A 24859-nucleotide genomic window follows, 5' to 3' on the forward strand; every position below is an offset into this window, starting at 1 on the left:
GGAGGGCCACACTGGAGCGAGCGACCCCTTCAAGTATGACCAAGACGGCCAGGATGCGCCGGGGGTCAATGTCTGGCAAGAGTACTGCACGACGTGCCCAGATTGACAAGCTCGAGTAGCGCCCCTACTGTTCGGATGGAGCGCTTGCTTCACAGTGATGCGGCCTTCGACGGGGCGCTGTGCTGGCGGCCGACGGGGATCGCGAAGAGTGCAGAAAGTAGGAGTCTCGTCGTGACCACCCTGGCCAGGGACGTGTTCGTCGTCGACGCCGTCCGGACCGCCGTCGGGCGCCGTGGCGGGAAGCTCTCGGCGATCCATCCGAATGAGTTGCTCGCCGTCCCGCTCTCGGCCCTGTTCGCCCGCACCGGGGTCGACCCGGCCTCGGTCGGTCAGGTCGTGGGCGGCTGCGTGGGGCAGATCGGGGCGCAGGCGTCGAACGTCACCCGGCAGGCCTGGCTCACCGCGGGCCTCCCGTTGGAGGTGCCCGCCTCGACGGTCAATGTGCAGTGCGGGTCCTCGCAGCAGGCGACGACCACCGCGCACGCGATGGTGGCGTCCGGGATGGTGGAGTCGGCCGTCGCGTGCGGGGTCGAGTGCATGAGCGCGATCCCGCTGGGCGCGAACATCCCGACCTCGCCGTCCCTCGGCAAGCCCCGCGAGGGGCGCTACGCGGAGCTCTATCAGCCGACCACCCAGTTCGACGGGGCCGACCGGATCGCCGCGACCTGGCAGATCGACCGCTCCGAGCTCGACGAGTTCGGTGCCCGCTCGCAGGCCCTCGCCGCCCGGGCGTGGGCGGCCGGGCGGTTCGATGGCCAGGTCGTCCCCGTCCTCGACGGGATCACCGGCCCGGACGAGGGCCTGCGCGAGACCTCGGCCGCCGTGCTCGGCGGCCTGAAGCCGGTCCGCGCCGCCGAGCCGGACGGCGTGCACACGGCCGGCACCGCGTCCCAGGTCAGCGACGGCGCCGCCGCGCTCCTGCTGATGTCCGCGGCTGAGGTCGAGCGGACGGGAGCCGCGCCCGTGGCCCGCCTGGTCGACTCCGTGACCGTCGGGTCCGATCCGGTGCTGATGCTGACCGGCCCCATCCCGGCGACGTGGGCCCTGCTGGAGCGCGCCTCCCTCACGATCGACGACGTCGACGTGTTCGAGGTCAACGAGGCCTTCGCGTCGGTGGTCCTGGCCTGGCAGCGCGAGCTGAAGCCGGATCCCGACCGGGTCAACCCGAACGGCGGGGCCATCGCGCTGGGCCATCCGCTCGGCGCGACCGGTGCCATCCTGCTCACCAAGGCCGTGCACGAGCTCGCGCGGACCGGCGGTGACCGCGCGCTCGTCACCATGTGCTGTGGCGGCGGCCTGGGAACCGGCACGCTGCTGGAGCGGATCTGACTCCGCGGGCCGCGACCCGCATCGAGCGAGGAACAGGACGGACACGATGAGAGTCGCAGTGCTGGACGACTACCAGGGGATCGCGCACAGCCTGGCTGCCTGGGACGAGCTCGCGGTGGACGAGATCGTCTTCGTGCAGGAGTACCTGCCGACGCTTCAGGCGCGCGTCGAGCGGCTGCGGGACTTCGAGATCGTGGTCGCCATGCGGGAGCGCACCTGGTTCACCCGCGAGCTGCTGGAGCAGCTGCCGAAGCTGCGGATGATCGCCTCGACCGGGACGTGGAACGCCGCGATCGACCTCGAGGCCGCCGCCGAGCGCGGGATCACCGTGTGCGGCACGGGCGAGGTCACCACCTCGACGCCCGAGTTCGTCTGGGCGATGATCCTGTCCCTGGTCCGGCACATCCCGGAGGAGGACGCCAACGTCCGCGCCGGCCGTTGGCAGTCGTCGCTCGGCATCGACCTGGCCGGCAAGACGATCGGGATCGTCGGGCTGGGCCACGTCGGGTCGCGGGTCGCCCAGGTCGCCGCGGTGTTCGGCATGACGATCATCGCCTGGAGTCCGAACCTCACGCCGGAGCGCGCAGCCGAGCACGGGGCCCGCTACGTCGGTCTCGACGAGCTGATGGCGGAGGCCGACGTCGTCACGCTGCACGTGCGGCTCAACGAGGAGACCATCGGCCTCATCGACAAGCGCCGGCTCGGGCTGATGAAGCCCACCGCGTTCCTGGTCAACACCGCCCGCGGGCCGATGGTCGACGAGGCCGCGCTGGTCGAGGCGCTGGAGTCCGGGAGCATCGCGGGCGCGGCCGTCGACGTGTACTCGGTCGAGCCGCTGCCCGCCGACAGCCCGCTGCGGACGATGCCCCGCTCGGTCCTCACTCCGCACGTCGGCTTCGTGGCCGAGGCCTGCTACCGGCGCTTCTACGAGGACGCGGTGGAGGACATCGCGACGTTTCTCGCCGGAGCACCGGTCCGGGTCATGACGGTATAGCCTCCTACACCCCGTCGGGTCCGGCCCGCCACGGCGCCGCGCACCGTGCCGGGCAGCCGGAGCAGGTCGCGGTCGGCCGGCGCGGCAGCGGGACCGGCGGGATCAGTTCGAGGGGGCGACTCTCGGCGCGGCCGCCCCGGTGCTGCTCGTGGCCCTGCGGGTTCTGCAGGGGATCGGGGCGAGCGCCGAGTTCGGCGGGGCGACCCTCGTGGCGGTGGAGTTCGCCAGGCCGGGACGGCGCGGCCTGCTCGGCTCGCTGCCGGGTACGGGGGCGGCGCTCGGCGGGGTGCTGGGCACTCTGATGCTGCTCGCCGTGTCGTCGCTGACGACCTCCGAGCAGTTCCTCGACTGGGGCTGGCGGATCCCGTTCCTGCTGAGCGTCGTGCTGGTCGGCTACGGCATCTGGCTGCGCAGGCATCTGCCGGAGACGCCCGAGTACCGCCGCGCCGAGGAGGCGGGTGCCACTGTGGGGACCCCGATCCGCGAGATCCTGCGCACCCCGGCGCCGCGAGGTGCTGGCGATCATCGCGATCGTCACCGCGCAGACCGGGTTCGGCTACTTCTCCATCGTGTTCGTCGTGTCCTACGCGGGTGGTGAGCAGGTCGGGCTGTCCCGCACGGTCACCTTCGCGGCCCTGCTCTCGGCGCAGCTTGCCGGCACCGTGCTCACCCCGGTCTTCGGCGCGCTGGCGGACCGGATCGGCCTGCGGCCGGTGATCGCGTTCGGGCTGACCTTCTCGGCCGTCCTGGCCTTCCCGTTCTTCGCCCTGGTGCGGGGCGACTGGCCGGCAGGGCTGTTCATCGCGATGGTCCTGGCCAACGGCGTCGCGGCCACGGCGATCGTCGCGGTGGCGGGGACGCTCGTCACCGAACTGTTCGATCCCGGCGTCCGGTACAGCGGCATGGGGCTCGCTCGCGAGACCGGGAACATGATCGGCGCGGCCGCGACGCCGTTGCTCGCTGTCCAGCTCGCGCACCTCGGGGTCGGCACCTGGCCGTTGAGCGTGCTCCTGGTCGCGCTGTCTGCGATCGGCGGGCTCGGACTGCAGGCCGTGCGCAGGCGCGCCCGCCCGGTCGCCGCCTGACGAGCCGGCCTCCTCCCCGATTCGGGTGAACCGCGCATCCCGCCGGCCTCGTCATCGTTGTAAAGATTACTGGTGATCATTGGTTCTCGCCCCGACGGCCGAGGGCCGGTCCGCCAGTTGACGACCGGACGTCGACCGAGGAGAGCGAAGAGCTGATGCGGGCTTCAAGGACGAGGCGCAGGGTGGCGGTCGCGGCGACGACGAGCGCCGCGCTCGTGGTGGGCGCGGTGCTCGTGGCCGGGCCGGCCGCCGCGGAGCCGGGTGCCGCGCGCCCCGGATCCGAGGGGGCGGCCGCCGCGGCCGCCGAACCCTGGGCGACGGACGCCCCCGGCATGAAGTCGGGTACGGCCACGCTGCCCGGCACCGGGCCGATCCACGAGTTCCCGGCATTCCCGACGCCCGCGGGTTTCTCCTGCGAGGTGGCGATCGCGAACAACGGCGACCTCGTCTCCGACGAGTTCGTCGGCAACGCCATGGGGGTCGTGGATCCGCACACCGGCGCGGTGCGCGACGTCCCCCTGCCCAATCCGGCGGGCCTGCCCGGCGGGCAGAACCGCGGCCCCGACGGGCACATCTGGTTCGGCGAGGTCGGGGGCAACGCCCTCGGCGAGTTCGACCCCGAGACCGACGAGATCACCACGCACGCGTTCCCCTGGCTGAACGTCGGCGTGCCGCCGAAGCCCCTGCCGGTCGAGATCAACAACGGCCCGGGCGTCTCCTTCGACACGACCTGGGCGAAGGACGGGAAGATCTACTTCACGGCGATCGGGCTCAACTCGATCGGCAGCTTCGACCCGAGGTCCGAGCAGTGGGAGCTCATCCCGATCCCGACCCCGCTCGCCGGGCCGGTCGCCATGGAGGAGGGTCCCGGGGGCACCGTCGCCATCACCGAGGGCTTCGCCAACAAGGTCGCGCTCTACGACGTCGACACGAAGAAGTGGCAGGAGTTCGACATCCCGACCCCGGGCGTGACCTTTCCCGCCGGGCTGACCGTGTCGCCGGACGACAAGTACCTGTACTTCGGTGAGACGCTGGCGTCGAAGATCGGCCGGCTGGACCCCGCGACGGGCGAGATCAAGGAGTACGACCTCCTCGCCATGCGGCAGGACCTGCTCGGCGGCAGCCTGTCGGTCGGCAACCCGCTCCCGCAGCCCGGGCAGCTGCGCTTCGGCAGCGACGGCAAGATCTACTTCGTCGAGGGCACCTTCACCGGCGGCAGCCGGATCGGCCAGCTCGACGTCGAGAGGAACACCCTGGCCGAGATCGACACCCCGTCCCCGGTGTCGATGCCGTGCGACCTGAACAACACGGTCCCCGGCAAGATGATCTTCGCCAGCTTCGCGACCAACCGGATCTCGTGGTTCGACATCCCGAACACGGTCGACATCACCAACACGTACCCGCTGCACGGCTGAGCTGAGCGGGGACTCCCCCGAGGCCCGGTCGCCCGACTCCCACGAGGAGGGCGGCCGGGCCTTACTTCTGTAGGTTCTGGGGCCTTGACTGTGTAAGCTTTATAAACTTTTATGGCACAGCACGGCCCTGAAGCATCGACGAGGAAGACGATGGCGAACGAACGCGACGAGGTGCATCCATTCTCCGACCGTGTCGACCATCCCTACTGGGAGGGTCTCGGCGCGGGGGAGCTCCGCATCCAGCGCTGCGCGGGATGCCGGCGGTGGAGCTGGCCCGCCGACTGGCGGTGCCCGGCGTGCGGCGGCTACGACATGACGTGGGAGCAGGTCGAGCCGGTCGGGCGCGTCTACTCCTGGATCCGCACCCATCTGTCGTTCGTGCCCGCCTACGCCGAGCTCGTGCCGTACGTGAACGTGCTCGTCGAGCTCCCGCAGGCCGGGGGCGCGCGGATCATGGGACTGCTCACCGGAACCGAGGAGGGCCTCCGGATCGGCGCACAGCTGGCCGGCTCGTTCCGGCCGGCGTCGCCCCGGACCGCCGACCTTCCCGTGCTCACCTGGTCGCTCGCCGAGCAGGTGGCGGCATGAAGCCGGCGCAGATCGCCGCCGTCGGGTACGGCAGCACGGCGTACCACAAGCGCGGGAAGTCGCCCGATCCCGAGCGCAAGCTGCTGCTCCGGGCGATCGACGATGCCGCGGCCATGGCCGGGATCGACACCGCCGACATCGACGGCTTCGTCTCCTACGGCGCCGACCTGCAGGACGGGCCGCGTCTGACCGGGCCCCTCGGCACGAAGGAGCTGCGCTGGAGCAGCCTGGTCTGGGGCGGCGGTGGCGGCGGCAGCGCCGGGGCGATCGCGCAGGCCGAGGCGGCCATCGTGTCCGGGCAGGCCGAGACCGTGGTCGTGTACCGGGCCACCGCCGAGTCGACGAGCGGGCGGCTGAGTTCCGCGGTGAGCCAGGGCGTGTTCGGGCTCGCCTACCGCGCCCACGGCATCGACGCCCCGGCCCAGGCGCTCGGTCTGCGGACCCAGCGGCTGCTCGAGGCCGAGGGCGTGCCCGCGAGCGCGCTCAAGGCCGTCGCGCAGGCCAGCTACTACCACGCGAACCGCACGCCGTGGGCCGTCGGCAAGGACCTGGTGCTCACCGACGAGGCCTACGACTCTTCGCGGCTGATCGCCGAGCCGATCCGGCTGTTCGACTCCTCGCGGGAGAACGACGCCGCCGCGGCGATCATCTTCACCTCGGCCGAGCGGGCCCGGCACCTGACCGACAAGCCCGTGTACCTGCTCGGCGCGGCCTACGGGGCGCAGGGCCGGTGGGGCGAGATGGACGAGAACCACGAGCCGTACCACGCGTCGTCGCAGGCCGCGCCCGCCCGCCGGGTCTGGGAGCGCACCGGGCTGACCGCCGCGGACGTCGACGTCGTGCAGCTCTACGTCAACTTCACCGGCCCGCCCGTCTCCGCGCTGATCGACCTCGGCTTCTGCACCCCGGAGACCGCCGGTGAGGTGCTCACCTTCGACAACCTCATCGCCCCCTCGGGCCGGCTGCCGATCAACACCAGCGGCGGCGACCTCGCCGAGGGCTTCCTCCACGGGATGGGCAACGCCGTCGAGGCCGTCCGCCAGCTGCGCGGGGAGTCGCCCAACCCCGTCCCGGGGGCGAAGGTCTGCCTGGTCTCCGGCGGCCCGATCTCCGAGCTCAGCAGCGTCGCCCTCTTCTCGACCGAGCAGGGCTGAGCGTGTCCGGCCCCACCCCGAACAGGAGTACGGCATGACCGTCACCGACGACCGCACGTCCGTCCTGCCCACCCACCTGGTGGTCGGCGACGCTCGGCTCGACAGCGCGTCCGGCGGCACGTACGAGCACGTCAACCCGGCTACCGGGAAGGCGCAGGCCACGATCCCGATGGCCGGCACCGCCGAGATCGACGCGGCCGTGGCCGCCGCCCGCGAGGCCCTGCCCGCGTGGCGGGCGTGGAACCCGGTCGACCGCCGCCGCGTACTCGTCCGCTTCGCGGAGCTGATCCGCGAGCACGTCGACGAGCTGGCCACCATCGCCTCGCTGGAGATGGGCGGCCCGCGGGCCTACACCCCGTTCTCCGTGCACTACGGCGCCGACTGGATCGAGGAGGCGGCCGGCTGGGCGGACCGGTTGGCCGGCGACACCGTGCCGCTCACCGGGCGCGGCGTCTTCGAGTACACCGCGATCGAGCCGGTCGGCGTCGTCGCCGGGCTGGCCACCTGGAACGGCTCGACAGGCGCCTACGGCATGACGATCGGCGCACCTCTCGCCGCCGGGTGCACCGTCGTGGCCAAGCCCTCCGAGCTGGCCCCCTTCGGGGCGATCCGGACCACCGAGCTCGCGCTCGAGGCGGGGCTGCCGCCGGGCGTGCTCAACGTCGTCACGGCGGGCGTCGACGCGTCGTCGCATCTCGTGGCGCACCCGGGCATCGACAAGATCACGTTCACCGGCAGCCCGGCCACGGCCCGCCGCATCGCCGCGGCCGCCGCCGAGCGGCTGACCCCGTGCGTGTTCGAGCTCGGCGGCAAGTCCGCGAGCCTGGTGTTCGCCGATGCCGACCTCGACCGCGCGGTGAGCTCGGCCCTGACCCTGACCGCCAACGCGGGTCAGGTCTGCACGCTCGGCTCCCGGCTGCTGGTCCACCGCTCCGTGCACGACGAGTTCGTCGAGCGACTGACCACGGCCCTGGCCGGGGTCCGGCAGGGCGACCCGTTCACCGAGGGCGTCTCGATGGGGCCGGTGATCAATCAGGCCGCGGTCGACCGGATCGTCGGGATGATCGACCGCTCCCGGGCCTACGGGACCGTCCGGGCGGGCGGGCAGCGGGCGGCGGGCGAGCTCGCCGAGGGCTACTTCGTCGACCCGACCGTCGTGGAACTCCCGGACAACACCGTCGAGCTGGCCCGCGAGGAGGTCTTCGGGCCCGTCGTCGGGGTACAGACGTTCGAGGACGAGGACGAGGCCGTCGCGCTGGCCAACGACAGCGACTACGGCCTCGCCGGGTACGTGTTCACCGCCGACGTCGGCCGGGCGCTGCGCGTGGCCGGCGCCCTGGACACCGGCAACGTCGGCGTCAACGGCGGCGGGGCCCCGGCGGGTCCGCACATCGGGTTCGGCGGCCGCAAGCAGAGCGGCTACGGCCTCCAGGGCGGCCTCGGCGGCGTCCGGGAGTTCGTGGCGGCCAAGACCGTGCAGGTGCTCCTGTGAGAGCGGAAGGAAACGAGCGATGAGGCCGACGACCGGCGCGAGGCTGGGCAGCAGCGGATGCACCACGCAGGTGATCGTGGTGCGCTCCCCCGCCGACGACGTGGACCTGACCTGCGGCAACGTGCCGATGGCGCCGTTGCCCGTCGACGCGGGCGACCCGATCGGAGAAGACGGCCCCGGGTCGCTCACGGGAAAGCGGTACGTGCACCCCGCGACCGGCATGGAGCTGCTGTGCACCAAGGCCGGCGCGGGGCAACTGCGGGTGGGCGACGAGGTGCTGGAGATCAAGCAGGCGAAGAGCCTGCCGTCGTCGGACTGACGATCTGATCGTCATCACCGTAATACTTGCAAAGATAAACACGTCATGTGAGACTTTGGTCCGGCGTGACCGCCGGCACAGGGGAGGCCGCCCTCCGGACGGCTTCGACCCCCGACGGGACGCGGCAGGTGCCCGCCCAGAAGGAACTGCGGCACAGGAGGAGCAGCAATGCGTTTGGCGAACAAGGTCGCGGTGATCACCGGCGCCGGCTCGGGGCTGGGGCGGGTGTCCTCGCGGCTCTTCGCGCAGGAGGGCGCGAAGGTCGTGATCACGGACATCTCCGAGGAGCGCGCGAACGAGACCCTCAAGCAGGTGCTCTCCGACGGCAACGAGGCGATCGCCGTGAAGGCGGACGTCACCGTCGAGGCGGAGGTCGAGGCGGCGGTGCAGGCGGCCGTCGACACCTACGGCCGGCTCGACGTGATGTTCGCGAACGCCGGCATCCCGGCCAAGGACTTCGGGCTCACCCCCTTCGAGGACATCAGCGAGGCGGAGTGGGACGAGACGCACGACGTCGTGCTGAAGGGTGTCTTCTTCGCCGTCAAGCACGCGGTGCGGGCGATGAAGAACAACCCCGGCGGCCCCGAGGGCGGCTCGATCATCTGCACCTCGTCGGCCGCGTCGCTGGTCGGCTACCCGGGCTTCCCGCAGTACGGGTCGGCGAAGGCGGGCATCAACGGGCTGGTCCGGATCTGCGCGGCCTGGGAGATCGGCCGCTACGGGATCCGGATCAACGCGATCGCCCCCACACACGGCATGTCCGCCAACTTCATCCTCCCCGCGGACGCCCCCGTGCTGGAGAAGTCCCACGAGGAGATGGCGGGCGAGTGGATCCCGGAGCACTCGCCGATCCCGCTCAAGATCAGCCGAGCGCCGCGCATCCTGGACAGCGCCTACCCGGCCCTGTTCCTGGCGTCGGACGAGTCGCTGTACATGTCCGGCGTCACCATCCCGACGACGGACGGCGGCACCCTCGCCCAGGTCGCCATCCCGTTCGGCGACAACTGGCGGGAGAACCTGAACGACAATGCCCGCAGGGGCAACTTCAACGGCTGAACAACGGCTGAACCCCGCCCCACCACCACCGGAGTCACCGATGACCGAGAAGACCCTGGACGAGGTCAAGGCGGAGCGCCGCCACGACTACGCCGTCTACCCCGGCGGGACCATCCAGCAGAAGCTGGACGAGATCGCCGAGCTGCGCGAGAAGTGCCCGCTGTCCTTCTCGGAGGAGGGCGGGTTCTGGGTGGCCACCACCTACGACGACATCTCGAGCGTCCTGCGCCGCAACAACCGCGGCTTCGTCAGCTTCCCGAACATCCCGGACGGGAAGGTGGCCTTCGGTCAGAAGGCGCAGATCCCGATCGAGCTCGACGGCGACGTGCACCGCAAGTACCGCAAGCTCCTCGACCCGTTGTTCTCCCCGCAGCGGGTGCAGGGCATGGAGGAGCAGATCCGCGGCGTCGCGAACGACCTGATCGACCGGTTCGTGTCGACGGGGAAGTGCGATGTGGTGCCGCAGTTCGCCTTCCCGTTCCCGGGCACGGTCTTCCTGTCCATCATGGGCTGGCCGCTCGAGGACGCCGAGCGAATGAACGACTGGGTCAACATCTTCCTCCACGGCGTGCCCGGCGGCACCGAGGAGGAGACGATGCAGGCCCGGATCAAGGCCAGCGAGGAGTCCCGCGCCTACATCCAGGCCATCGTGGAGGACCGGCGGGCCAACCCGCGGGACGACATCACGAGCGTGATCGTCAACCAGGGGCTCGAGGGCGAGCCGATCTCGGACAGCGACCTCTCCGATTTGTTCGTGCTGCTGCTGATGGCCGGCCTGGACACCGTGCAGAGCGTGATCGGGCAGAGCATGGCCTACCTGGCCAGCCACCCCGAGCAGTGGGAGGCGATGTTCGCGACGCCCGACGCGCTCGCCCCGGCGATCGAGGAGCTGCTGCGCTGGACCTCGCCCGCCATGCCCACGCGGAACGTCGCCGCGGCGTCCGCGCAGGTGGCGGACCTCGAGCTGCCGGAGGGCGAGCGGGTGTTCTGCCCGCTCGCCGCGGCGAACCGGGACCCGAAGTACTACCAGGACCCGGACACGGTGGACTTCACCCGGGAGGCGAAGCCGCACCTGTCCTTCAGCCTCGGCGCGCACCGCTGCGTCGGCGTGCACCTCGCCCGCCTGGAGCTGCGGATCGCCTTCGAGGAGCTGCACCGGCGGATCCCGTCCTTCCGGCTGCAGGAGGGCTGCACCCCGAAGGAGCACCTGGGGCTGACCTGGGCGATCGAGGACGTGCGGATCGAGTTCGAGCCGCACGCGGCCTGACGGTCGTGACGCCCTGCGCCTGAGCAGTACCCGCACGTCGAGAGGAACCCATGAGCCCGTCACCGTCGACCGAGGAGGTCAGGTCGTTCGGCCTGCTGCAGCTGTGGGACGCCGTCGCCGACGGCGTCCCGGAGCGGGAGTGCGTCGTCCAGGGCGGGCGCCGGCTCACCTGGGCCGAGGTGCGCGAGCGGACGACGAGGCTCGGGTGGTTCCTCACCGGCTGCGGGTTCGGGCCCCGGGACGGGGTGAGCGGCGACTGGCGGTCGCCCAACGACACCGTCGGGCTGTTGCTGCGCAACAGCCCGGAGTACCTGGAGGGCAGCATCGGGTGCTACCGCGCCCGGTGCGCCCCCTTCAACGTCAACTACCGGTACCAGGCCGAGGAGCTCGCCTACCTGCTCCGCGACGCCCGGCCGGTCGCGATGGTCCTGCACCGCGAGTTCGGCCCGGTGCTGGAGCAGGCCCTCGCGCTGGTCGCGGACCTGCAACCGGTGCTGGTGGTCGTCGAGGACGGCTCCGGCGCGGCGCTGCCCGCGGGGGCGCGGGCCTACGAGGAGGTGCTGGCCGGTGCAGTGCCGCCGGCCGAGCCGGTCGTGCCCTCGCCGGACGACGTGCACGTGCTCTACACCGGGGGCACCACCGGGATGCCGAAGGGCGTGATCTGGCGACTGCGCGAGCTCGCCGGCCGGCCCTGCGGGATCGCGGTGGAGTCGCTGGAGGCAGCCACCCGCGATGCTCCCCGTCGCGGGTGGCTGCGGGCCTTCGTCGCCCCGCCGCTGATGCACGGCGCAGCCGCCTGGTTCTCCTACGGAGCCTGGTCGCGCGGCGGCACCCTCGTGCTGAGCGAGGACCACAGCTTCGACGCCGAGCGGGCGCTGGAGCTGTGCCGGCGCGAGAAGGTCACCTGGATGGCGATCATCGGCGACCCGTTCGCACAGCCTTTGGTGCAGGCGCTGCGCGCCGGGGCCGAACCGCCGCCGTTGTCCTATGTCTTCTCCAGTGGGGCCGCGCTGTCCCCGTCGGCCTGGTCCGAGCTGGACACCTACTTCCCGGGTCTGAAGCTGGTGAACACGCTGGGCTCCTCGGAGACCGGGCCGCAGGCGATGCAGACCAGCAGCGCCCAGCCGGCGTTCAAGGCCGGGCCGCAGACCTTCGTCGTGTCCGACGACCACGCCCGGCTGCTCTCCGCCGAGAACCCGGGCATCGGCTGGCTCTCCAACGCCGGCGAACTGCCGCGCGGGTACCTGAACGACGAGGTGCGCACCGCGGCGACGTACAAGGTCGTCGAGGGCCTCCGGCTGTCCATCTCTGGCGACCGCGCGAGCGTCGACGACACCGGCGAGATCCGCTTCCTCGGCCGCGAGGCCACCGTCATCAACTCCGGCGGCGAGAAGATCTACGGCGAGGAGGTCGAGGGCGTGCTGCGCGCCCTCCCCGAGATCGCCGACGCGATCGTGTTCGGCCGGCCGAGCCAGCGGTGGGGACAGGAGGTCGTCGCGCTGCTGGTGGCCACGGGTCCCGAGCTGGACCGCGGCACCATCCGCGCCCGCTGCGGCGACGCGCTGGCCGGGTACAAGATCCCCAAGGCGGTGGCGTACGTGCCGGCGATCCGCCGCCACGACAACGGCAAGGCGGACTACGCCTGGGCCGGGGAGACCTTCGCCTCGCTGGTGGCAAAGGTCGGCGCATGAGCGTGCTGGAGGGCGTCCGGATCGTCGAGCTGGCCTCGGGGATCGCCGGGCCCGTCGCCTGCCGGCTGCTCGCCGAGGCGGGCGCCGACGTCGTCAAGGTCGAGCCGACGGGCGGGGATCCCGATCGCGAGGCGCGGCCGGTCGCTTTCGCGACCTGGAACCGGAGCAAGCGGTCGGTGGTCGGCGGCCTCGAGCCGCTGCTCTCGCGAGCCGACGTGCTGGTCCACGACCTCCCGGCCGGGGCCGCCCGTGCCCGCGGTCTCGACCGGGAGACCCTGGCGGGGAAGTACCCGGGCCTGATCGTCGCGACCGTGCCGAGCTACCCGGCCGGGCACCCGCTCGCCGACGTCGCCGCGACGGACGCGATGGTGCAGGCCGAGCAGGGCTTCTTCGACGAGCAGCAGGGCAACCGCCCCGGCCCGGTCTACATCCGGCTGCCGTTCCCCAGCTGGAGCGCGGCCTACCTGACCGCCGCGGGCGTCGTGGCCCGGTTGGTGCAGCGGGCCCGGACCGGTGCGGTGCTGCCCGTCGGGACCAGCGTGTTCCAGGGCGGACTGGCTCCCGCGGCCTTGTACTGGCAACGCTGGGAGCGGCTGCCCGCGGGCCTCGACAAGCACACCCTGCCGAAGATCTGGCCCGACGCCGCCTTGTCCATCTTCGGCTGCGCCGACGGCCGGTACGTCCAGCTCGCCGGCGCGGTGGGCGGGTGGATCGAGTCCCCGCCGGTGCTGGAGGCCCTGGCGCTGGCCGATCTCGTCGACCTGTCCGAGGTCGGGGTGACCCCCGAGAACTGGGAGACCTGGGACGGCGTCTTCCGCACCCGGACCAGCGACGAATGGCGCGACGAGCTCGGCGAGGCGGACGTGCCGTGCATCGTCGTCCGCGAGCTCGGCGAGTGCTTCACCGACGAACAGGTGCGGGTCAACGGCTACGTCGCCGAGGTCGACGACCCGGTTGTCGGGCGGGCGTTGCAGGCCGGCCCGCCGATCGAGACGAGCACGCCGAGCCGGATCACCGGCCCGGCCCCCGCTGCGGGCTCGACCGCGCTCGCGGAGGTGCTGGCGGGGTGGACCCGGCGTCCTCAGGAGGTGGCCGCCCCGCCGGCCGACCCGCGGCCGCTCGCGGGCCTGCGGGTGCTCGACTTCGGGTCCGTCGTCGCCGGTCCCTTCGGCGCACAGTGCCTCGGCGACCTCGGCGCCGACGTCGTCAAGGTGGAGCCGCTCGCCGGCGACCGCGGGCGCGGGCTCACCCAGTTCGCCGGCTGTCACCGGGCCAAGCGGTCACTGGCGATCGACCTCAAGGCGCCCGACGCCCGGGACGCCCTCGACCGGCTGATCCGGTCCAGCGACGTCGTGCTGCACAACATGCGGCTCGGCCCGGCCGCCCGCCTCGGGCTCGACGGCCCCGGCCTGCGCGCGGTGAACCCGGGCGTCGTGTTCAGCCACGTCAGTGCCTACGGTCCGCGCGGGCCGATGGCGCCGCTGCCGGGCTACGACCCGACCGCGCAGGCGTTGACCGGCTGGGAGCACGCCAACGCGGGGGAGGGCCGCACGCCGATCTGGCTGCGCAACTCCGTGTTCGACGTGCAGTCCGGCATGATCGCCGCCTTCGGCGCCCTGCTCGGCCTCTACGAGCGCGAGACGACCGGTACGCCGGGGGAGACCGGGACGTCCCTGCTGGCGGCGGGGATCACCGCGGCGTCCGAGGTCGCCGTGACCGTGGCCGACGGGGCGGTCACCCCCGCACCGGTGCTCGACAGCGACCAAACCGGGCTCGACGCCGCGCACCGGATCTACCGTTGCGTGGACGGCTGGGTGCTGGTCGACGCGGCCGACGATCGGCAGATCGACGCGTTCGGCCTGCACCTCGGTCCCGATCCGGCCCGTGCGCTGGCCGTCCGTTCCGTCGACGACGCAGTGGCGGACCTGGCGGCGGCCGGCGTGCGCTGCTGCCGGGTGGCAGAGGATCGCCTCGACGCCTTCATGGACTCGGTGGTGCACGCCGATCTCGGGGTCGCGCGCACTCTGCAGACCCGTGGCTACGGCCGGCTCGACCTCGTGGCCGGCTTCTGGGACGTCCCGGCCGCGGCCGGTGAGAGCGTGCCCGACCTGGGCGAACACACCCGCGAGCTGCTCGCGGAACTGGGCTACGACGACGCGGCGATCGAGGGCCTCGCAGAGGGCGGCGTGGTCCGCCCGGCGGCGGCGCCCGTCACGTCGGGAGGAAGGGCATGAGCGAGCGTCCGACGATCGAGTTCGACCACCACACCCCGGAGTTCGGGCAGGACGCGCCGGCGAAGTTCGCCGAGCTGCGCGCCACGTGCCCGATGGGATTCACCGAGGCGCACGACGGCTACTGGGTCGCCTCCACCTACGAGAACGCCCGGCGCATCCTGTCCGACCCCGAGAACTTCACGGTCGAGAAGAGCGCCGACGGCCTGCACGGCGGCAAGCTGATCCCGACCGCCCCGCACGCACCCGCGATCATCCCGGGGAGCCTCGACGGACCGGCCCACGACCGCCTGCGCAAGCCGCTGCGCACCCTGTTCGCCAAGCGCAACATCGAGCAGAAGGTCGCGCCGATCGCCCGCGCGGCCGCGGACCGGCTGCTCGACGAGCTCGCCGACAAGCCCGAGTTCGACGCCGCGCAGGAGTTCAGCTTCCGGCTCACCGTGGCCACCATCAGCGAGTTCGTCGGGCTGGCGAGCGGCGAGATCGGTGACCCCGAGAAGGTCGTGCTGATGCTCGAGGACGCCTTCGCCATCGACCCCGAGGCCGGCGGCAACCGCGACGCCCTTGCCGCCCGCACCGCGGACAAGTTCGCCGAGGTCCGCGAGCTCGTCGGGCAGGTGGTCCGCGCCCGGAAGGCCGAGCCGCGCGACGACCTGATCACCGCGATGGTCGACCCGAGGACCGGGCTGACCGAGGACGAGGTGATCGACCTCGCACTGTCGATGCTGCTCGGCGGCGTGCGGACGACGGCGGCGTCGATGGACAACATCGTGCTGTACCTGGCCGAGCACCCCGACCTGCGCCGCGAGCTGGTCGAGGACCCGGCGAAGATCCCCGACGCGGTGGAGGAGCTGACCCGGCTCGCCGCCGTCACCCCGCTCGTCGCCCGGACGGCGGTGACCGACCAGGACTTCGGCGACGTGCGGGTCAAGGCCGGCGACCGGGTCGCGGCGCTGATCTGCTCGGCGAACCGGGACGAGGAGCGCTTCCCGGGCGCCGAGGAGGTGAAGCTCGGCCGCAAGGACGGCCTGCACCTCGCCTTCGGCGTCGGCATGCACTACTGCCTCGGGATCTGGCTGGCCCACATGGAGCTGCGGGTCGCCGTCGAGGCCGTGCTGCGGCGGATCCCGGACTACGAGGTCGTCGCGGACCGGGTGCGCCGCTACAGCCTGGTCGGGGTCAACAACGGCTTCTCCGCCCTCCCGGTGCGCCCGCACCCCTGACGGTCCGCTCCCGGAACGACCACGCGCCGCCGACCCCGGGGAGGTCGGCGGCGCGTCGTCGTGCCCGCGGTCAGTCCGTCAGCGTGAACAGCCGACGCTCGCCCTCGGCCACGACCCGGCCCGTCCGGCCGATCGGGTCGGACTCGGGGTCCACGAGCGCGGCGAGGGTGGCCTGGTCCGACCTGGACACCCGTGTCCCGGCCCGTGTCCCGGCCGGGGAGCGGCCGATGACGTAGCCGCGGGCGGGGTTGCCCTCCCGGTCGAACTCCACCGTGAAGGTCTCGATCTCCAGCGGGCCGGTGAGGGTGTCGTCGACGGCGACCGGGCCGTGCTCGTCGGTCGTGGCCGTGGACCAGCGGAAGTCCTCGACGGGCTCGCGGTCCAGGACCACGGCCGCGTGCTTGGTGAGGTACTCGCCGTTGGCGTAGACCAGCCCGGTCCCGCCGCCCTCGCGCAGCCGCCGGACGACTGCGACCAGGGCGTGCGCGGAGTAGTTGTTGTGCGCCCCGCCGAACGAGGTCAGGCCCCCGGTCGCGGACAGGTCCCGGTCGCGGCCCAGCCCGAGGTGCAGCGCTCCCAGCTTCGGCACGATCGGGAAGCAGCTGTAGAGGTCGACGACGTCGAGCGCCTCCGCCGTGGTGTCGGCGGACCCGAGGACGGCGTCGAGACTGCGCTCCAGGCCGGGGGAGCGCCCGTAGGACTCGCGCTCCAGGACGTCCTCGCAGTCCTCGTCGACCGCCGCGGCCCGCAGGTACACCCGCTTGTCCGCGGGGACGCCGAGCCGGTCGGCCGCGGCCGGGCTGGCCAGGATCACCGCGGCCGCCTGGTCGACGCGGTTGAGCGCGTTCATCCGCAGCGGGTAGGGGAAGCAGATCATCCGGTTCTTCGGGCCCACCCCGGCGACCTGCTCCGCGGTGAGCACGTCGGTGTTCCACGCCGCCTCGTTGCCGGCGGCGATCTCGCTGAACCGCGAGTACATCTCGCCCGACCAGGCCTGTGACTCGGCGAAGCTCTGCCCGAGGTCGTGGCGCAGCCGGTTCTCCCACAGCGGGTAGATCCGGATCGGACCGACCAGCCCGAGGTCCCACATGCGCTCGGTGCCGCCGGTCGCCCGCGTGAACGTGCCGGGGCCGCCGGGGGAGTGGGTCCAGTGCTCGGCCTTCTCCGGCTCCTTCACCGCGCCGAGCAGCTCCACCGAGGACTGCGCCTCGCCGCCGCACACCACGGCCAGCTCCGCCTCGCCGGTCGCGACGGACCGGGCGAACTCGGTGAGCACTGCGACGGGCTGGTGCCCGCCCACCTCCGACACCGAGGACTTCGCCCGCCGCGCGCCGACGGCCTCGGCGACCGCCGCGCCGACGTCGTCGTAGTTCCAGGAGACGACCTGGACCACGCCGAGGGCGTCGACCTCGCCGAGCGCGCCCTCGGGCAGCCCCGCGTCGTCGGCGGCCGCGCCGATCGCCCGCCGGATCAGCTCGACCGGTTCGAGCGCCTGCGCGGGGTCCTTCTCGCGGTTGTTCCGGAGCTGCCCGACGCCGATGACGACGACCGGCCCGCCGGAGCCGCCGCTCACCGACCGCTCCACACCGGGGCGCGCTTCTCCACGAAGGCCTTCATGCCCTCGGCGAAGTCCTCCGTCTCGCCCGCGGCGCGGACCACGGCGCGGTTGCGCTCCCACGCCTCGTCCTCGTCGACCAGGTGCGTCGCCTCGATCATCAGCTGCCGGGAGAGCTGCACCGCGACCGGGGCGTTCACCGTGATCCGGGCGGCGAGGGCGCGTGCGGCCTCGAGGGCCTTGCCGGGCTCGGCCAGCTCGTTGACCAGTCCGAGCTCGGCGGCCCGCTCGGCCGGATAGGCGTCGCCGGTCAGCGCCCACTCCATCGCGACGGCGAAGGGGATCCGGCGGCCGAGCCGGAAGAGCCCACCGGCGCCGGCCACGACCGCCCGCTTGACCTCCGGGATGCCGAAGGTCGAGCCGCGCGAGGCGACCACGAGGTCGCACGCGAGCGCCAGCTCGGTGCCGCCGGCCAGCGCGTAACCGTCGACGGCGGCGATGAAGGGCTTGCGCCGCTCGCGGCGGACGAACCCGGCGAAGCCGCCGCGCCTGGTGTGCAGTGTCTTGACCCGGCCCTTGCCGATCTCCTTGAGGTCGCCGCCGGCGGAGAACACCGGGGGGACGCCGGTGAGGATGCCGACCCAGATGCGGTCGTCGGCCTCGATGGCGTCGACGGCCTCCTCGATCCCCTGCGCGACCTCGGCGTTGACCGCGTTGCGGGCCTCCGGGCGGTCGATCGTGATCACCGCCAGGTGGTTCTCGGGTTCGGGCTCGAATCGGACTCCCACGCGCTTCCTCCTACTCGTGCGGTGAATCGGGTGAGCGGCGGTCAGATGTCGAGGACCAGCCGCGGGCAGGCCGCGCGGGAGACGCAGATCATCATCGTCTCGTTGGCGGCCTGCTCCTCGGGCGTCAACAGCGAGTCCCGGTGCTCCGGCGTGCCCTCGACCACGACCGTCTCACAGGTCCCGCAGGTGCCCTCGCCGCACGACGACGGCGCGTCGACGCCCGCCTCGGTGACGACGTCGAGGATCGACCGGTCCGGCGGCACCGTCAGTGTCAGCCCGGACTGCACGAGCTCGACCTCGAACGACTCGTCCTCGACCGGCCCGAGGGTCTTCGGCGTGAAGCGCTCCAGGTGCAGCGCCCCGGTGGGCCAGGGGTCCATCAGCGCCGTGGCGGCGTCGAGCAGCGGCTCCGGGCCGCAGACGTAGACCAGCGTGTCGGCGCGTGGCTCGGCGAGCAGCGCGGGGAGGTCGAGCAGGCCGTGGGTGTCCTGCGGGGTCACGGTCACGCGGCCCCCACCGAGCAGCGCGAGCTCCTCGCGGAAGGCCATGCTCGACAACGTTCGGCCGCCGTAGAGCAGCGTCCACTCGGCGCCCGCGCGCTCCGCCTGCCCGATCATCGGCACGATCGGCGTGACGCCGATGCCGCCGGCGACGAAGACGTAGCGCGGAGCCGGCTCCAGGGCGAAGTGGTTGCGCGGACCGCGGGCGCGCACCTCGGCGCCGACGTGCAGCTTGTCGTGCACGAACCGGGATCCGCCGCGGCTCTCCGGCTCCAGCAGCACACCGATGCGCCACACGTCGTGGCGGTCCGGGTCGCCGCACAACGAGTACTGGCGCGAGAGGTCCGGGGCCAGCTGCAGGTCGATGTGGGCGCCGGGCTCCCACGCGGGGAGGTCCGTGCCGTCCTCGGCGCGGAGATCGAGGACGATGACACCGTCGGCCGCGTCGACCCGTTCGGCGACGACCAGGTCGACATCCACCTCGTCATGGGTGCTGCGCACGAACTCCTCCTCGGCGGCGAGCGGGGTGCGGCAACGTCATTTGACGGGCCGGAACCGCGATCCTAGCATCTGCACAATCTTTACCAGTATTTGCTGAGGTGTGGAGGCGTGGTCATGGCGGACAACGGGCGGGGAGATCTGCAGGACCGGGTCGCCTTCATCACCGGCGCCGCGCGCGGGCAGGGGCGCTCGCACGCGCTGACCCTCGCCCGCGAGGGCGCAGTGATCGTGGCGGTGGACATCTGCGCGTCCGTCCCGACGGTGCCCTACGGCCTCGGGACCGAGGAGGACCTGGCCGAGACCGCGCGGCTGGTCGAGGAGGCCGGCGGCCGGTGCCTGACGGCGCGCGCCGACGTCCGGAACCGCGAGGAGCTCGTCGCGGCCGTCGAGAAGGCGATGGCGACGTTCGGCCGGCTCGACGTCGTCGTCGCCAATGCCGGTGTGGCCCAGGGTCTGCCGGAGACCGAGGCGGCCACGATCGACGAGATCTGGGCCGACTACATCGCGATCAACCTCACCGGGGCCTGGAACACCCTGCAGGCGACCCGGGACGCGCTCGTCGACGGGGGCCGCGGCGGCTCGGTGATCATCATCAGTTCGACGTCCGGCCTGAAGGGCACCTCGCGCGGCGACGTCCGGGCCGACGCGTACACGGCGGCCAAGCACGGCCTCGTCGGGCTGATGCGCGCGTGGGCCAACGAGCTCGGTCCCGCCGGTGTCCGGGTCAACACGATCCACCCCACCGCCGTCGGCACGCCGATGGTCGAGAACCCGGCCATGGGTGCGTGGGTGGAGGCGAACAGGCACCGCGTGGCGGGCGGCTTCAACGACGCCATGCATCGCGGGCGGGTGGGGTTGCAGGACGTGTCGGAGGCCGTGTTGTGGCTGGCCTCGGAGCGCTCCGGCGCAGTCACCGGCGTGACCCTTCCGGTGGACAACGGCTTCGTCATCGCCTGACTAATGACAGTAATACTTGTAAAGATTACTCGTTCATGTCACGCTGCTGGGGTCTGACGACGGAGGTGTGACGGTGGAGTTCTCCGACTCCGAGAGCAGCGCGGCGCTGCGTGCGGAACTGCGGACCCTCGTGCGCGAGCACGTGCCGCAGACCTTCCTGGGCGCGTTCACCCGCGACCCGAAGGACCTCGAGACGGCCCAGGCGTTCTGCCGCCTGCTGGCGGAGAAGGGGCAGCTCACCCCGGCGTGGCCGGTGGAGTACGGCGGCTCGGCCTCCTCGCAGTGGGAGCAGGCCGTGATGCGCGAGGAGATGTGGGGCCACTTCGAGCCCCGCGGCGCGCAGTACATGGGCGTCAACTGGGTCGGGCCGGCGATCATGCGGTTCGGCACGGACGAGCAGAAGCGCGAGCACCTCGGCCGGATCGGCGCGGGCACGGTCATCTGGTGCCAGGGCTTCTCCGAGCCCGAGGCGGGCTCGGACCTCGCGTCGCTGCGGACCGCCGCGGTCCCGCAGGAGGGCGGCGGCTGGCGCATCGAGGGGCAGAAGGTCTGGACGTCCTACGCCACGATGGCCGACTGGTGCTTCCTGCTCGCCCGCACCAACCGGGACGCTCCGAAGCACAAGGGCATCACCGTGTTCCTGGTGCCGATGGACCGCCCCGGGATCAAGGTCGTCCCGATCGAGGCGATGGTCGGCCCGCACCACCTCAACGAGGTGTTCTTCGAGGGCGTGCCGGTCACCGAGGCGGACGTCCTCGGCGAGGTCGACGCCGGCTGGTCGATCGTGCGCGAGGCGCTGGCCTTCGAGCGGGTCGGCATCGCCCGCTACGCCCGTTGCGACCGGCTGCTCAACATGGCGCCCGCCGCGCTGGGCGACCGCTGGGAAACCCTGCCCGAGGAGCTCAAGGAGCGCTGGGCGACCGCGCTGATCCACGTCCGCCAGGCGCGGCTGCTGGCCTACCGCGTCGTCGAGAAGATCGAGGCGGGCGCGGTGGACCCGGCGGACACCGCGTCGTACCGGATCGCGGTGACACAGACCGACCAGGAGGTCGCCGAGGTCCTGATGGACATGCTCGAGGAGCGGGCGGTGGGGGCGGCGGACCGTTCCGACCTGTTCGCCCGCGCCGTCGACGACCACTGGCGCTACGCGCAGGCCGCGACCGTGGCGTCCGGGAGCATCGAGGTGCAGCGGCTGCTGCTCTCCCGGTCGCTGCTGAGGACGACGTGAGCGGAGCGTGCGGAGCGAACGGACAGCACCGAGCGGGGAGGACGCTGCGATGAAGACGGAGCTCACCGACGACGCCCTGGAGCTCGGGCGCGTCATGGACACCGCGCTGGCCAAGGCCGGCGGCGCCGACCTCGCCCGGGCCGCCGAGGCCGGCACCGGCATCGACGAGGTCGCGACGATCCTCGACCGGCTGGGCCTGTGGGACCTGCGGCCCCGCGAGTCGGCGGAGGACGGCGAGGCCGCCGCGGCCGCGTGCCGGTCGGCCGGACGCGTCGCCCTGCCGTATCCGGTGGCCGAGCGGTTGGCCGCCGATCCCGACGCCGGGTTCGACGCCGTCGCCGTGGCGACCGGACCGGTCGCCCGGGTCAACCTGATCGGCCTGGCGCCCGAGCTGAACTGGGTCGTCTCCGACGGCCGCGCCCGCCGCGCCCCCGTCGTCTCGGCCGGCCCGGTGCTGGGCACCAAGCTGGGCCCGCTGGTCAGCGAGGTCGAGCTCGGGACCTGGGAGTCCGACGACTCCGCGCCGCTGGCCCTGTTGCTGCCCTGCTGGACGCTGCTCGGCATGCTCGAGTCGGCGCTCGACAAGACCCGGCAGCACATGCTGGACCGCAAGCAGTTCGACCAGCCGATCGCCTCCTTCCAGGCGCTGCAGTTCCGGCTGGCGGACACCACCACGACGCTGCAGGGCTTCCAGGAGCTGGCCAAGTACACGTTGTGGTCGGTGCTGAGCGGACAGCCCGGCGCGGCCGTCGACGTGCTCGCCTGCCGGGTGTCGGCGCTGGAGACGGCCGAGACCGTGTTCCGCACCGCCCACCAGATGCACGGCGCCATGGGCTTTTGCGACGAGGTCGACCTCAGCTGGCTCTCCCGGCACAGCCAGGCGATCCGCCGGCTGCCGTGGGGGCTCTCGCCCACCCGCAAGCGGCTGCTCGACGGCATGGCCACCGTGCCCTTCGCCGGCCTGTACGGCGAGGGCCTCGTCGGGGCCGGGGACCACGCGCTGTTCTGATCACCCCTCACGAGGAAAGACCGGGTCCGTGAACCTCACTCTCCTGCTCGAGATGGCCGCGGACGCCGCGGGCGACCGCGTGGCGGTCGGTCGTGCCGTGGACGGCGTCACCTATGCCGAGCTGCGCGACCGGGCCGCCCGCGTCGCCGGCTTCCTGCGCAGCCGCGGCGCGACCCGGCTGGTGCAGGCGGGCCAGAACAGCGATGCCCTCCCCGTGCTGCTGTTCGGCAGCGCCCTGGCCGGCGCCACCTTCACGTCCGTGAACTACCGGCTCACCGACGACCAGCTGCGGGCCGCCCTCGAGCGCTGCAGTCCGGCCGTCGTCGCCCCGGACGACCGGACGGCCCCGCGGGTCGCCGGCATCGACGGTCTGGACACCTGCCCCGGACTGCTGTCGCCGGGGGATCTCGGCCCCGCCCAGGTCGATCCCGATCCGGCCGACGACGGCGAGGGCGTCGCGATCGCCCTGTTCACCAGCGGGACCAGCGGCACGCCGAAGACCGTCCTGCTGCGGCACCGCAACCTCACCTCCTACGTCCTGGGCTCGACCGAGTTCCTGGGCGCGGAGGAGGACGAGGCGGCGCTGGTCAGCGTGCCGCCGTACCACATCGCCGGCATGGCGTCGGTGCTGTCGAACGTCTACCTCGGCCGGCGGATCGTGTACGTGCCGCAGTTCGACGCCGCCACCTGGGTCGAGCTGGCGAGGACCGAGGCGATCACGCACGCCATGATCGTGCCGACGATGCTCGGCCGGATCCTCGACGTCGTCGAGGAGACCGGGGTGGACCTCCCGGCGCTGCGGCACCTCTCCTACGGCGGCGGGCGCATGCCGTTGCCGGTGGTGCGCCGGGCGATGGAGCTGCTGCCGCAGGTCGGGTTCGTCAACGCCTACGGCCTCACCGAGACCAGCTCGACCGTGGCACTGCTCGGCCCCGACGACCACCGCGTCGCCTTCGCCAGCGACGATCCCGCCGTGGCGGCCCGGCTCGGCTCGGTCGGGCGGGCGCTGCCCGGCGTCGAGCTGCAGATCCGGGACGTCGACGGCACCGTGCTCGGGCCCGGCGAGGTCGGCGAGATCGTGGTGCGCGGCGAGCAGATCGCGGGCGAGTACGAGGGGAAGGACGCCAAGGACCCCGACGGCTGGTTCCCCACCAACGACCACGGCCGGCTCGACGCCGACGGGTACCTCTTCGTCGAGGGCCGTGCCGACGACGTGATCGTGCGGGGCGGGGAGAACCTCAGCCCCGGCGAGATCGAGGACGTCCTGCTCCAGCACCCGGACGTCGAGGAGGTCGCGGTCGTCGGCGCCCCGGACTTGGAGTGGGGCGAGACGGTCGCGGCGTTCGTGGTGCCGCGGGAGGGTCGTGTCGTGGAGCCGGACGAGCTGCGGGACTTCGTCCGGGCCAGGCTGCGGTCGTCGAAGACGCCGGCGCTGATCGAGTTCCGCGAGGCGTTGCCCTACAGCGAGACCGGCAAGCTGCTGCGCCGGGAACTTCGGCGCGGGTTCGCCAGCACCTGACAGCCTCCGCGTGAAGAACGGGCCGCCCGGATCTCCCGGGCGACCCGTTGCGCGTCGGTGGGCTTCAGTGCGCGGTCCAGCCCCCGTCGACGACGAGGGTCTGACCGGTGACGTAGCTGCTGGCGTCGCTGCACAGGTAGAGCAGGGCGCCGTCGAAGTCCGAGACCTGCCCGTGGCGGGGCAGGATCGTGTTGCTCAGGATCCACTCCTGCACCCGGCGCTTGTGGATGACCTCGCTGGTCATCTCGCTCTCGAAGAAGCCCGGGACCAGCGCGTTGACCCGCACGCCGTGCGGGCTCCACTGCGCGGCCCACTCCCGGGTGATCGCCTCCAGTCCGCCCTTCGACGCCGCGTACGTGGCCTGTGGGAACCAGGCGATGCCTGCCCGCGCGACGATCGACGTGACGTTGACGATCACGCCCGCGCCCCGCTCCTTCATCGACGGGTAGATCCGCTGCGCCAGGGTGATCGGGGCGACGAGGTTGACGGCCAGCGTCTGCGCGATCTGCTCGGGGGTCTCGTCCTCCGCCCTGGCCCCGCCGGCGATGTACGCGGCGTTGTTGACCAGCACGTCGATCGGGCCGAGCCGCTCGACGGCCGTGTCGACCAGGCCCGGGAGCTCCTCGGTCCGTGCCAGGTCGAACGGCAGCGGCACGCAGCCGTCGTTCTCCTTGGCGATCTCCTCGCACAGCTCGGGGCGGCGGCCGACGACGCCGACCGTGGCACCGGCGGCCGCGAGGGTCTCGGCGAAGCGCCGGCCCAACCCGGCCGTGGCGCCGGTCAGCAGGACCGTACGCCCCTCGAGGGAGAACAGTTCGGCGGCGGTCGTCATGGGCAATGCTCCTCGGGACGGCGACTGGCGTTATCATTACATATCTTGTAAAGATAGTGGAGTAAA

Annotated in this window: 22 protein-coding genes; 18 read left to right on the forward strand and 4 right to left on the reverse strand. The window is 72.4% G+C overall.

Annotation, left to right across the window (positions count from 1 at the left end; genetic code table 11):
• Positions 1–231: 231 nt before the first annotated feature.
• The 14 genes from ACL02T_RS23920 to ACL02T_RS23985 all read left to right on the forward strand — a co-directional run bounded on the left by ACL02T_RS23920 (position 232) and on the right by ACL02T_RS23985 (position 15904).
• Positions 232–1389 (forward strand): acetyl-CoA C-acyltransferase, encoded by a 1158-nt coding sequence (locus ACL02T_RS23920; protein WP_412832996.1) that lies wholly within the window; start codon positions 232–234, stop codon positions 1387–1389.
• Between the two features lie 46 nt (positions 1390–1435).
• The gene (locus ACL02T_RS23925) at positions 1436–2383 is read left to right on the forward strand and encodes a D-2-hydroxyacid dehydrogenase family protein (RefSeq protein ID WP_412832997.1); all 948 of its coding nucleotides are present in this window, start codon (positions 1436–1438) and stop codon (positions 2381–2383) included.
• 148 nt (positions 2384–2531) lie between these two features.
• Positions 2532–2981 carry an MFS transporter gene (locus tag ACL02T_RS23930; RefSeq protein WP_412832998.1) on the forward strand — a complete coding sequence of 150 codons (450 nt, stop codon included), beginning with the start codon at positions 2532–2534 and terminating at the stop codon, positions 2979–2981.
• Positions 2896–3468 (forward strand): MFS transporter, encoded by a 573-nt coding sequence (locus ACL02T_RS23935; protein ID WP_412832999.1) that lies wholly within the window; start codon positions 2896–2898, stop codon positions 3466–3468. The genes ACL02T_RS23930 and ACL02T_RS23935 overlap by 86 nt, the downstream gene beginning before the upstream one ends.
• 182 nt (positions 3469–3650) lie before the next feature.
• Positions 3651–4883, forward strand: coding sequence for a Vgb family protein (locus tag ACL02T_RS23940; RefSeq protein ID WP_412833000.1), 1233 nt, complete (start codon positions 3651–3653; stop codon positions 4881–4883).
• A gap of 150 nt (positions 4884–5033) precedes the next feature.
• Positions 5034–5471 (forward strand): Zn-ribbon domain-containing OB-fold protein, encoded by a 438-nt coding sequence (locus ACL02T_RS23945; RefSeq protein ID WP_412833001.1) that lies wholly within the window; start codon positions 5034–5036, stop codon positions 5469–5471.
• A complete protein-coding gene (locus ACL02T_RS23950; RefSeq protein WP_412833002.1) occupies positions 5468–6625 on the forward strand; it encodes a thiolase C-terminal domain-containing protein in 1158 nt (385 codons plus the stop codon). Before ACL02T_RS23945 ends, ACL02T_RS23950 begins: the two co-directional genes overlap by 4 nt.
• 34 nt (positions 6626–6659) lie before the next feature.
• Positions 6660–8117 (forward strand): aldehyde dehydrogenase family protein, encoded by a 1458-nt coding sequence (locus ACL02T_RS23955; protein ID WP_412833003.1) that lies wholly within the window; start codon positions 6660–6662, stop codon positions 8115–8117.
• Between the two features lie 19 nt (positions 8118–8136).
• Complete coding sequence (locus ACL02T_RS23960; protein ID WP_412833004.1) at positions 8137–8436, forward strand: hypothetical protein; 300 nt, start codon at positions 8137–8139, stop codon at positions 8434–8436.
• Positions 8437–8604: 168 nt separating this feature from the next.
• Positions 8605–9492, forward strand: coding sequence for an SDR family NAD(P)-dependent oxidoreductase (locus ACL02T_RS23965; RefSeq protein ID WP_412833005.1), 888 nt, complete (start codon positions 8605–8607; stop codon positions 9490–9492).
• A gap of 40 nt (positions 9493–9532) precedes the next feature.
• Positions 9533–10759: a cytochrome P450 gene (locus tag ACL02T_RS23970; RefSeq protein WP_412833006.1), complete on the forward strand. Its 1227-nt coding sequence runs from the start codon at positions 9533–9535 to the stop codon at positions 10757–10759.
• A gap of 50 nt (positions 10760–10809) precedes the next feature.
• A complete protein-coding gene (locus ACL02T_RS23975) occupies positions 10810–12450 on the forward strand; it encodes an AMP-binding protein (RefSeq protein ID WP_412833007.1) in 1641 nt (546 codons plus the stop codon).
• Positions 12447–14684 carry a CoA transferase gene (locus ACL02T_RS23980; protein ID WP_412833008.1) on the forward strand — a complete coding sequence of 746 codons (2238 nt, stop codon included), beginning with the start codon at positions 12447–12449 and terminating at the stop codon, positions 14682–14684. Before ACL02T_RS23975 ends, ACL02T_RS23980 begins: the two co-directional genes overlap by 4 nt.
• Positions 14681–15904, forward strand: coding sequence for a cytochrome P450 (locus tag ACL02T_RS23985; RefSeq protein ID WP_412833009.1), 1224 nt, complete (start codon positions 14681–14683; stop codon positions 15902–15904). Before ACL02T_RS23980 ends, ACL02T_RS23985 begins: the two co-directional genes overlap by 4 nt.
• A 70-nt stretch (positions 15905–15974) precedes the next feature.
• Here the strand turns inward: ACL02T_RS23985 and ACL02T_RS23990 are convergent, their stop codons facing one another.
• Genes ACL02T_RS23990 through ACL02T_RS24000 form a run of 3 tightly spaced genes read right to left on the reverse strand, consistent with a single transcriptional unit; the run spans position 15975 to position 19248 of the window.
• Entirely contained in the window at positions 15975–17477 is a 1503-nt protein-coding gene (locus tag ACL02T_RS23990; RefSeq protein ID WP_412833010.1) for a TLP1 C-terminal extension domain-containing protein, read from the reverse strand.
• Positions 17474–18247, reverse strand: a complete 774-nt coding sequence (locus tag ACL02T_RS23995) for a crotonase/enoyl-CoA hydratase family protein (RefSeq protein WP_412833011.1) — start codon at positions 18245–18247, stop codon at positions 17474–17476. Before ACL02T_RS23995 ends, ACL02T_RS23990 begins: the two co-directional genes overlap by 4 nt.
• Before the next feature lie 41 nt (positions 18248–18288).
• The gene (locus ACL02T_RS24000; protein WP_412833012.1) at positions 18289–19248 is read right to left on the reverse strand and encodes a PDR/VanB family oxidoreductase; all 960 of its coding nucleotides are present in this window, start codon (positions 19246–19248) and stop codon (positions 18289–18291) included.
• Positions 19249–19362: 114 nt separating this feature from the next.
• On the opposite strand from ACL02T_RS24000, the gene ACL02T_RS24005 reads away from it, so the two are divergent.
• From ACL02T_RS24005 to ACL02T_RS24020, 4 genes are all read left to right on the forward strand, one after another.
• A complete protein-coding gene (locus tag ACL02T_RS24005) occupies positions 19363–20205 on the forward strand; it encodes a mycofactocin-coupled SDR family oxidoreductase (RefSeq protein WP_412833013.1) in 843 nt (280 codons plus the stop codon).
• Positions 20206–20278: 73 nt separating this feature from the next.
• The gene (locus tag ACL02T_RS24010) at positions 20279–21433 is read left to right on the forward strand and encodes an acyl-CoA dehydrogenase family protein (RefSeq protein WP_412833014.1); all 1155 of its coding nucleotides are present in this window, start codon (positions 20279–20281) and stop codon (positions 21431–21433) included.
• A gap of 49 nt (positions 21434–21482) precedes the next feature.
• On the forward strand, positions 21483–22442 hold the full coding sequence (locus ACL02T_RS24015) for an acyl-CoA dehydrogenase family protein (RefSeq protein ID WP_412833015.1): 960 nt from the start codon (positions 21483–21485) through the stop codon (positions 22440–22442).
• Positions 22443–22470: 28 nt separating this feature from the next.
• Positions 22471–23961 carry a class I adenylate-forming enzyme family protein gene (locus tag ACL02T_RS24020; RefSeq protein WP_412833016.1) on the forward strand — a complete coding sequence of 497 codons (1491 nt, stop codon included), beginning with the start codon at positions 22471–22473 and terminating at the stop codon, positions 23959–23961.
• A 64-nt stretch (positions 23962–24025) separates the two neighbouring features.
• Here the strand turns inward: ACL02T_RS24020 and ACL02T_RS24025 are convergent, their stop codons facing one another.
• Positions 24026–24793 carry an SDR family NAD(P)-dependent oxidoreductase gene (locus ACL02T_RS24025; protein WP_412833017.1) on the reverse strand — a complete coding sequence of 256 codons (768 nt, stop codon included), beginning with the start codon at positions 24791–24793 and terminating at the stop codon, positions 24026–24028.
• Positions 24794–24859: the final 66 nt, after the last annotated feature.

The sequence above is a fragment of the Pseudonocardia oceanicola genome, assembly GCF_047200735.1.
Lineage (GTDB): Bacteria > Actinomycetota > Actinomycetes > Mycobacteriales > Pseudonocardiaceae > Pseudonocardia.

Bases quoted from the DNA above. Each gene is read 5' to 3' on its own strand.
- ACL02T_RS23925 (WP_412832997.1), top strand. From the start codon at position 1,436: ATGAGAGTCGCAGTGCTGGACGACTACCAGGGGATCGCGCACAGCCTG.
- ACL02T_RS23945 (WP_412833001.1), top strand. From the start codon at position 5,034: ATGGCGAACGAACGCGACGAGGTGCATCCATTCTCCGACCGTGTCGAC.
- ACL02T_RS23950 (WP_412833002.1), top strand. From the start codon at position 5,468: ATGAAGCCGGCGCAGATCGCCGCCGTCGGGTACGGCAGCACGGCGTAC.
- ACL02T_RS23955 (WP_412833003.1), top strand. From the start codon at position 6,660: ATGACCGTCACCGACGACCGCACGTCCGTCCTGCCCACCCACCTGGTG.
- ACL02T_RS23960 (WP_412833004.1), top strand. From the start codon at position 8,137: ATGAGGCCGACGACCGGCGCGAGGCTGGGCAGCAGCGGATGCACCACG.
- ACL02T_RS23965 (WP_412833005.1), top strand. From the start codon at position 8,605: ATGCGTTTGGCGAACAAGGTCGCGGTGATCACCGGCGCCGGCTCGGGG.
- ACL02T_RS23970 (WP_412833006.1), top strand. From the start codon at position 9,533: ATGACCGAGAAGACCCTGGACGAGGTCAAGGCGGAGCGCCGCCACGAC.
- ACL02T_RS23975 (WP_412833007.1), top strand. From the start codon at position 10,810: ATGAGCCCGTCACCGTCGACCGAGGAGGTCAGGTCGTTCGGCCTGCTG.
- ACL02T_RS23980 (WP_412833008.1), top strand. From the start codon at position 12,447: ATGAGCGTGCTGGAGGGCGTCCGGATCGTCGAGCTGGCCTCGGGGATC.
- ACL02T_RS23985 (WP_412833009.1), top strand. From the start codon at position 14,681: ATGAGCGAGCGTCCGACGATCGAGTTCGACCACCACACCCCGGAGTTC.
- ACL02T_RS24005 (WP_412833013.1), top strand. From the start codon at position 19,363: ATGGCGGACAACGGGCGGGGAGATCTGCAGGACCGGGTCGCCTTCATC.
- ACL02T_RS24015 (WP_412833015.1), top strand. From the start codon at position 21,483: ATGAAGACGGAGCTCACCGACGACGCCCTGGAGCTCGGGCGCGTCATG.
- ACL02T_RS24025 (WP_412833017.1), bottom strand. From the start codon at position 24,793: ATGACGACCGCCGCCGAACTGTTCTCCCTCGAGGGGCGTACGGTCCTG.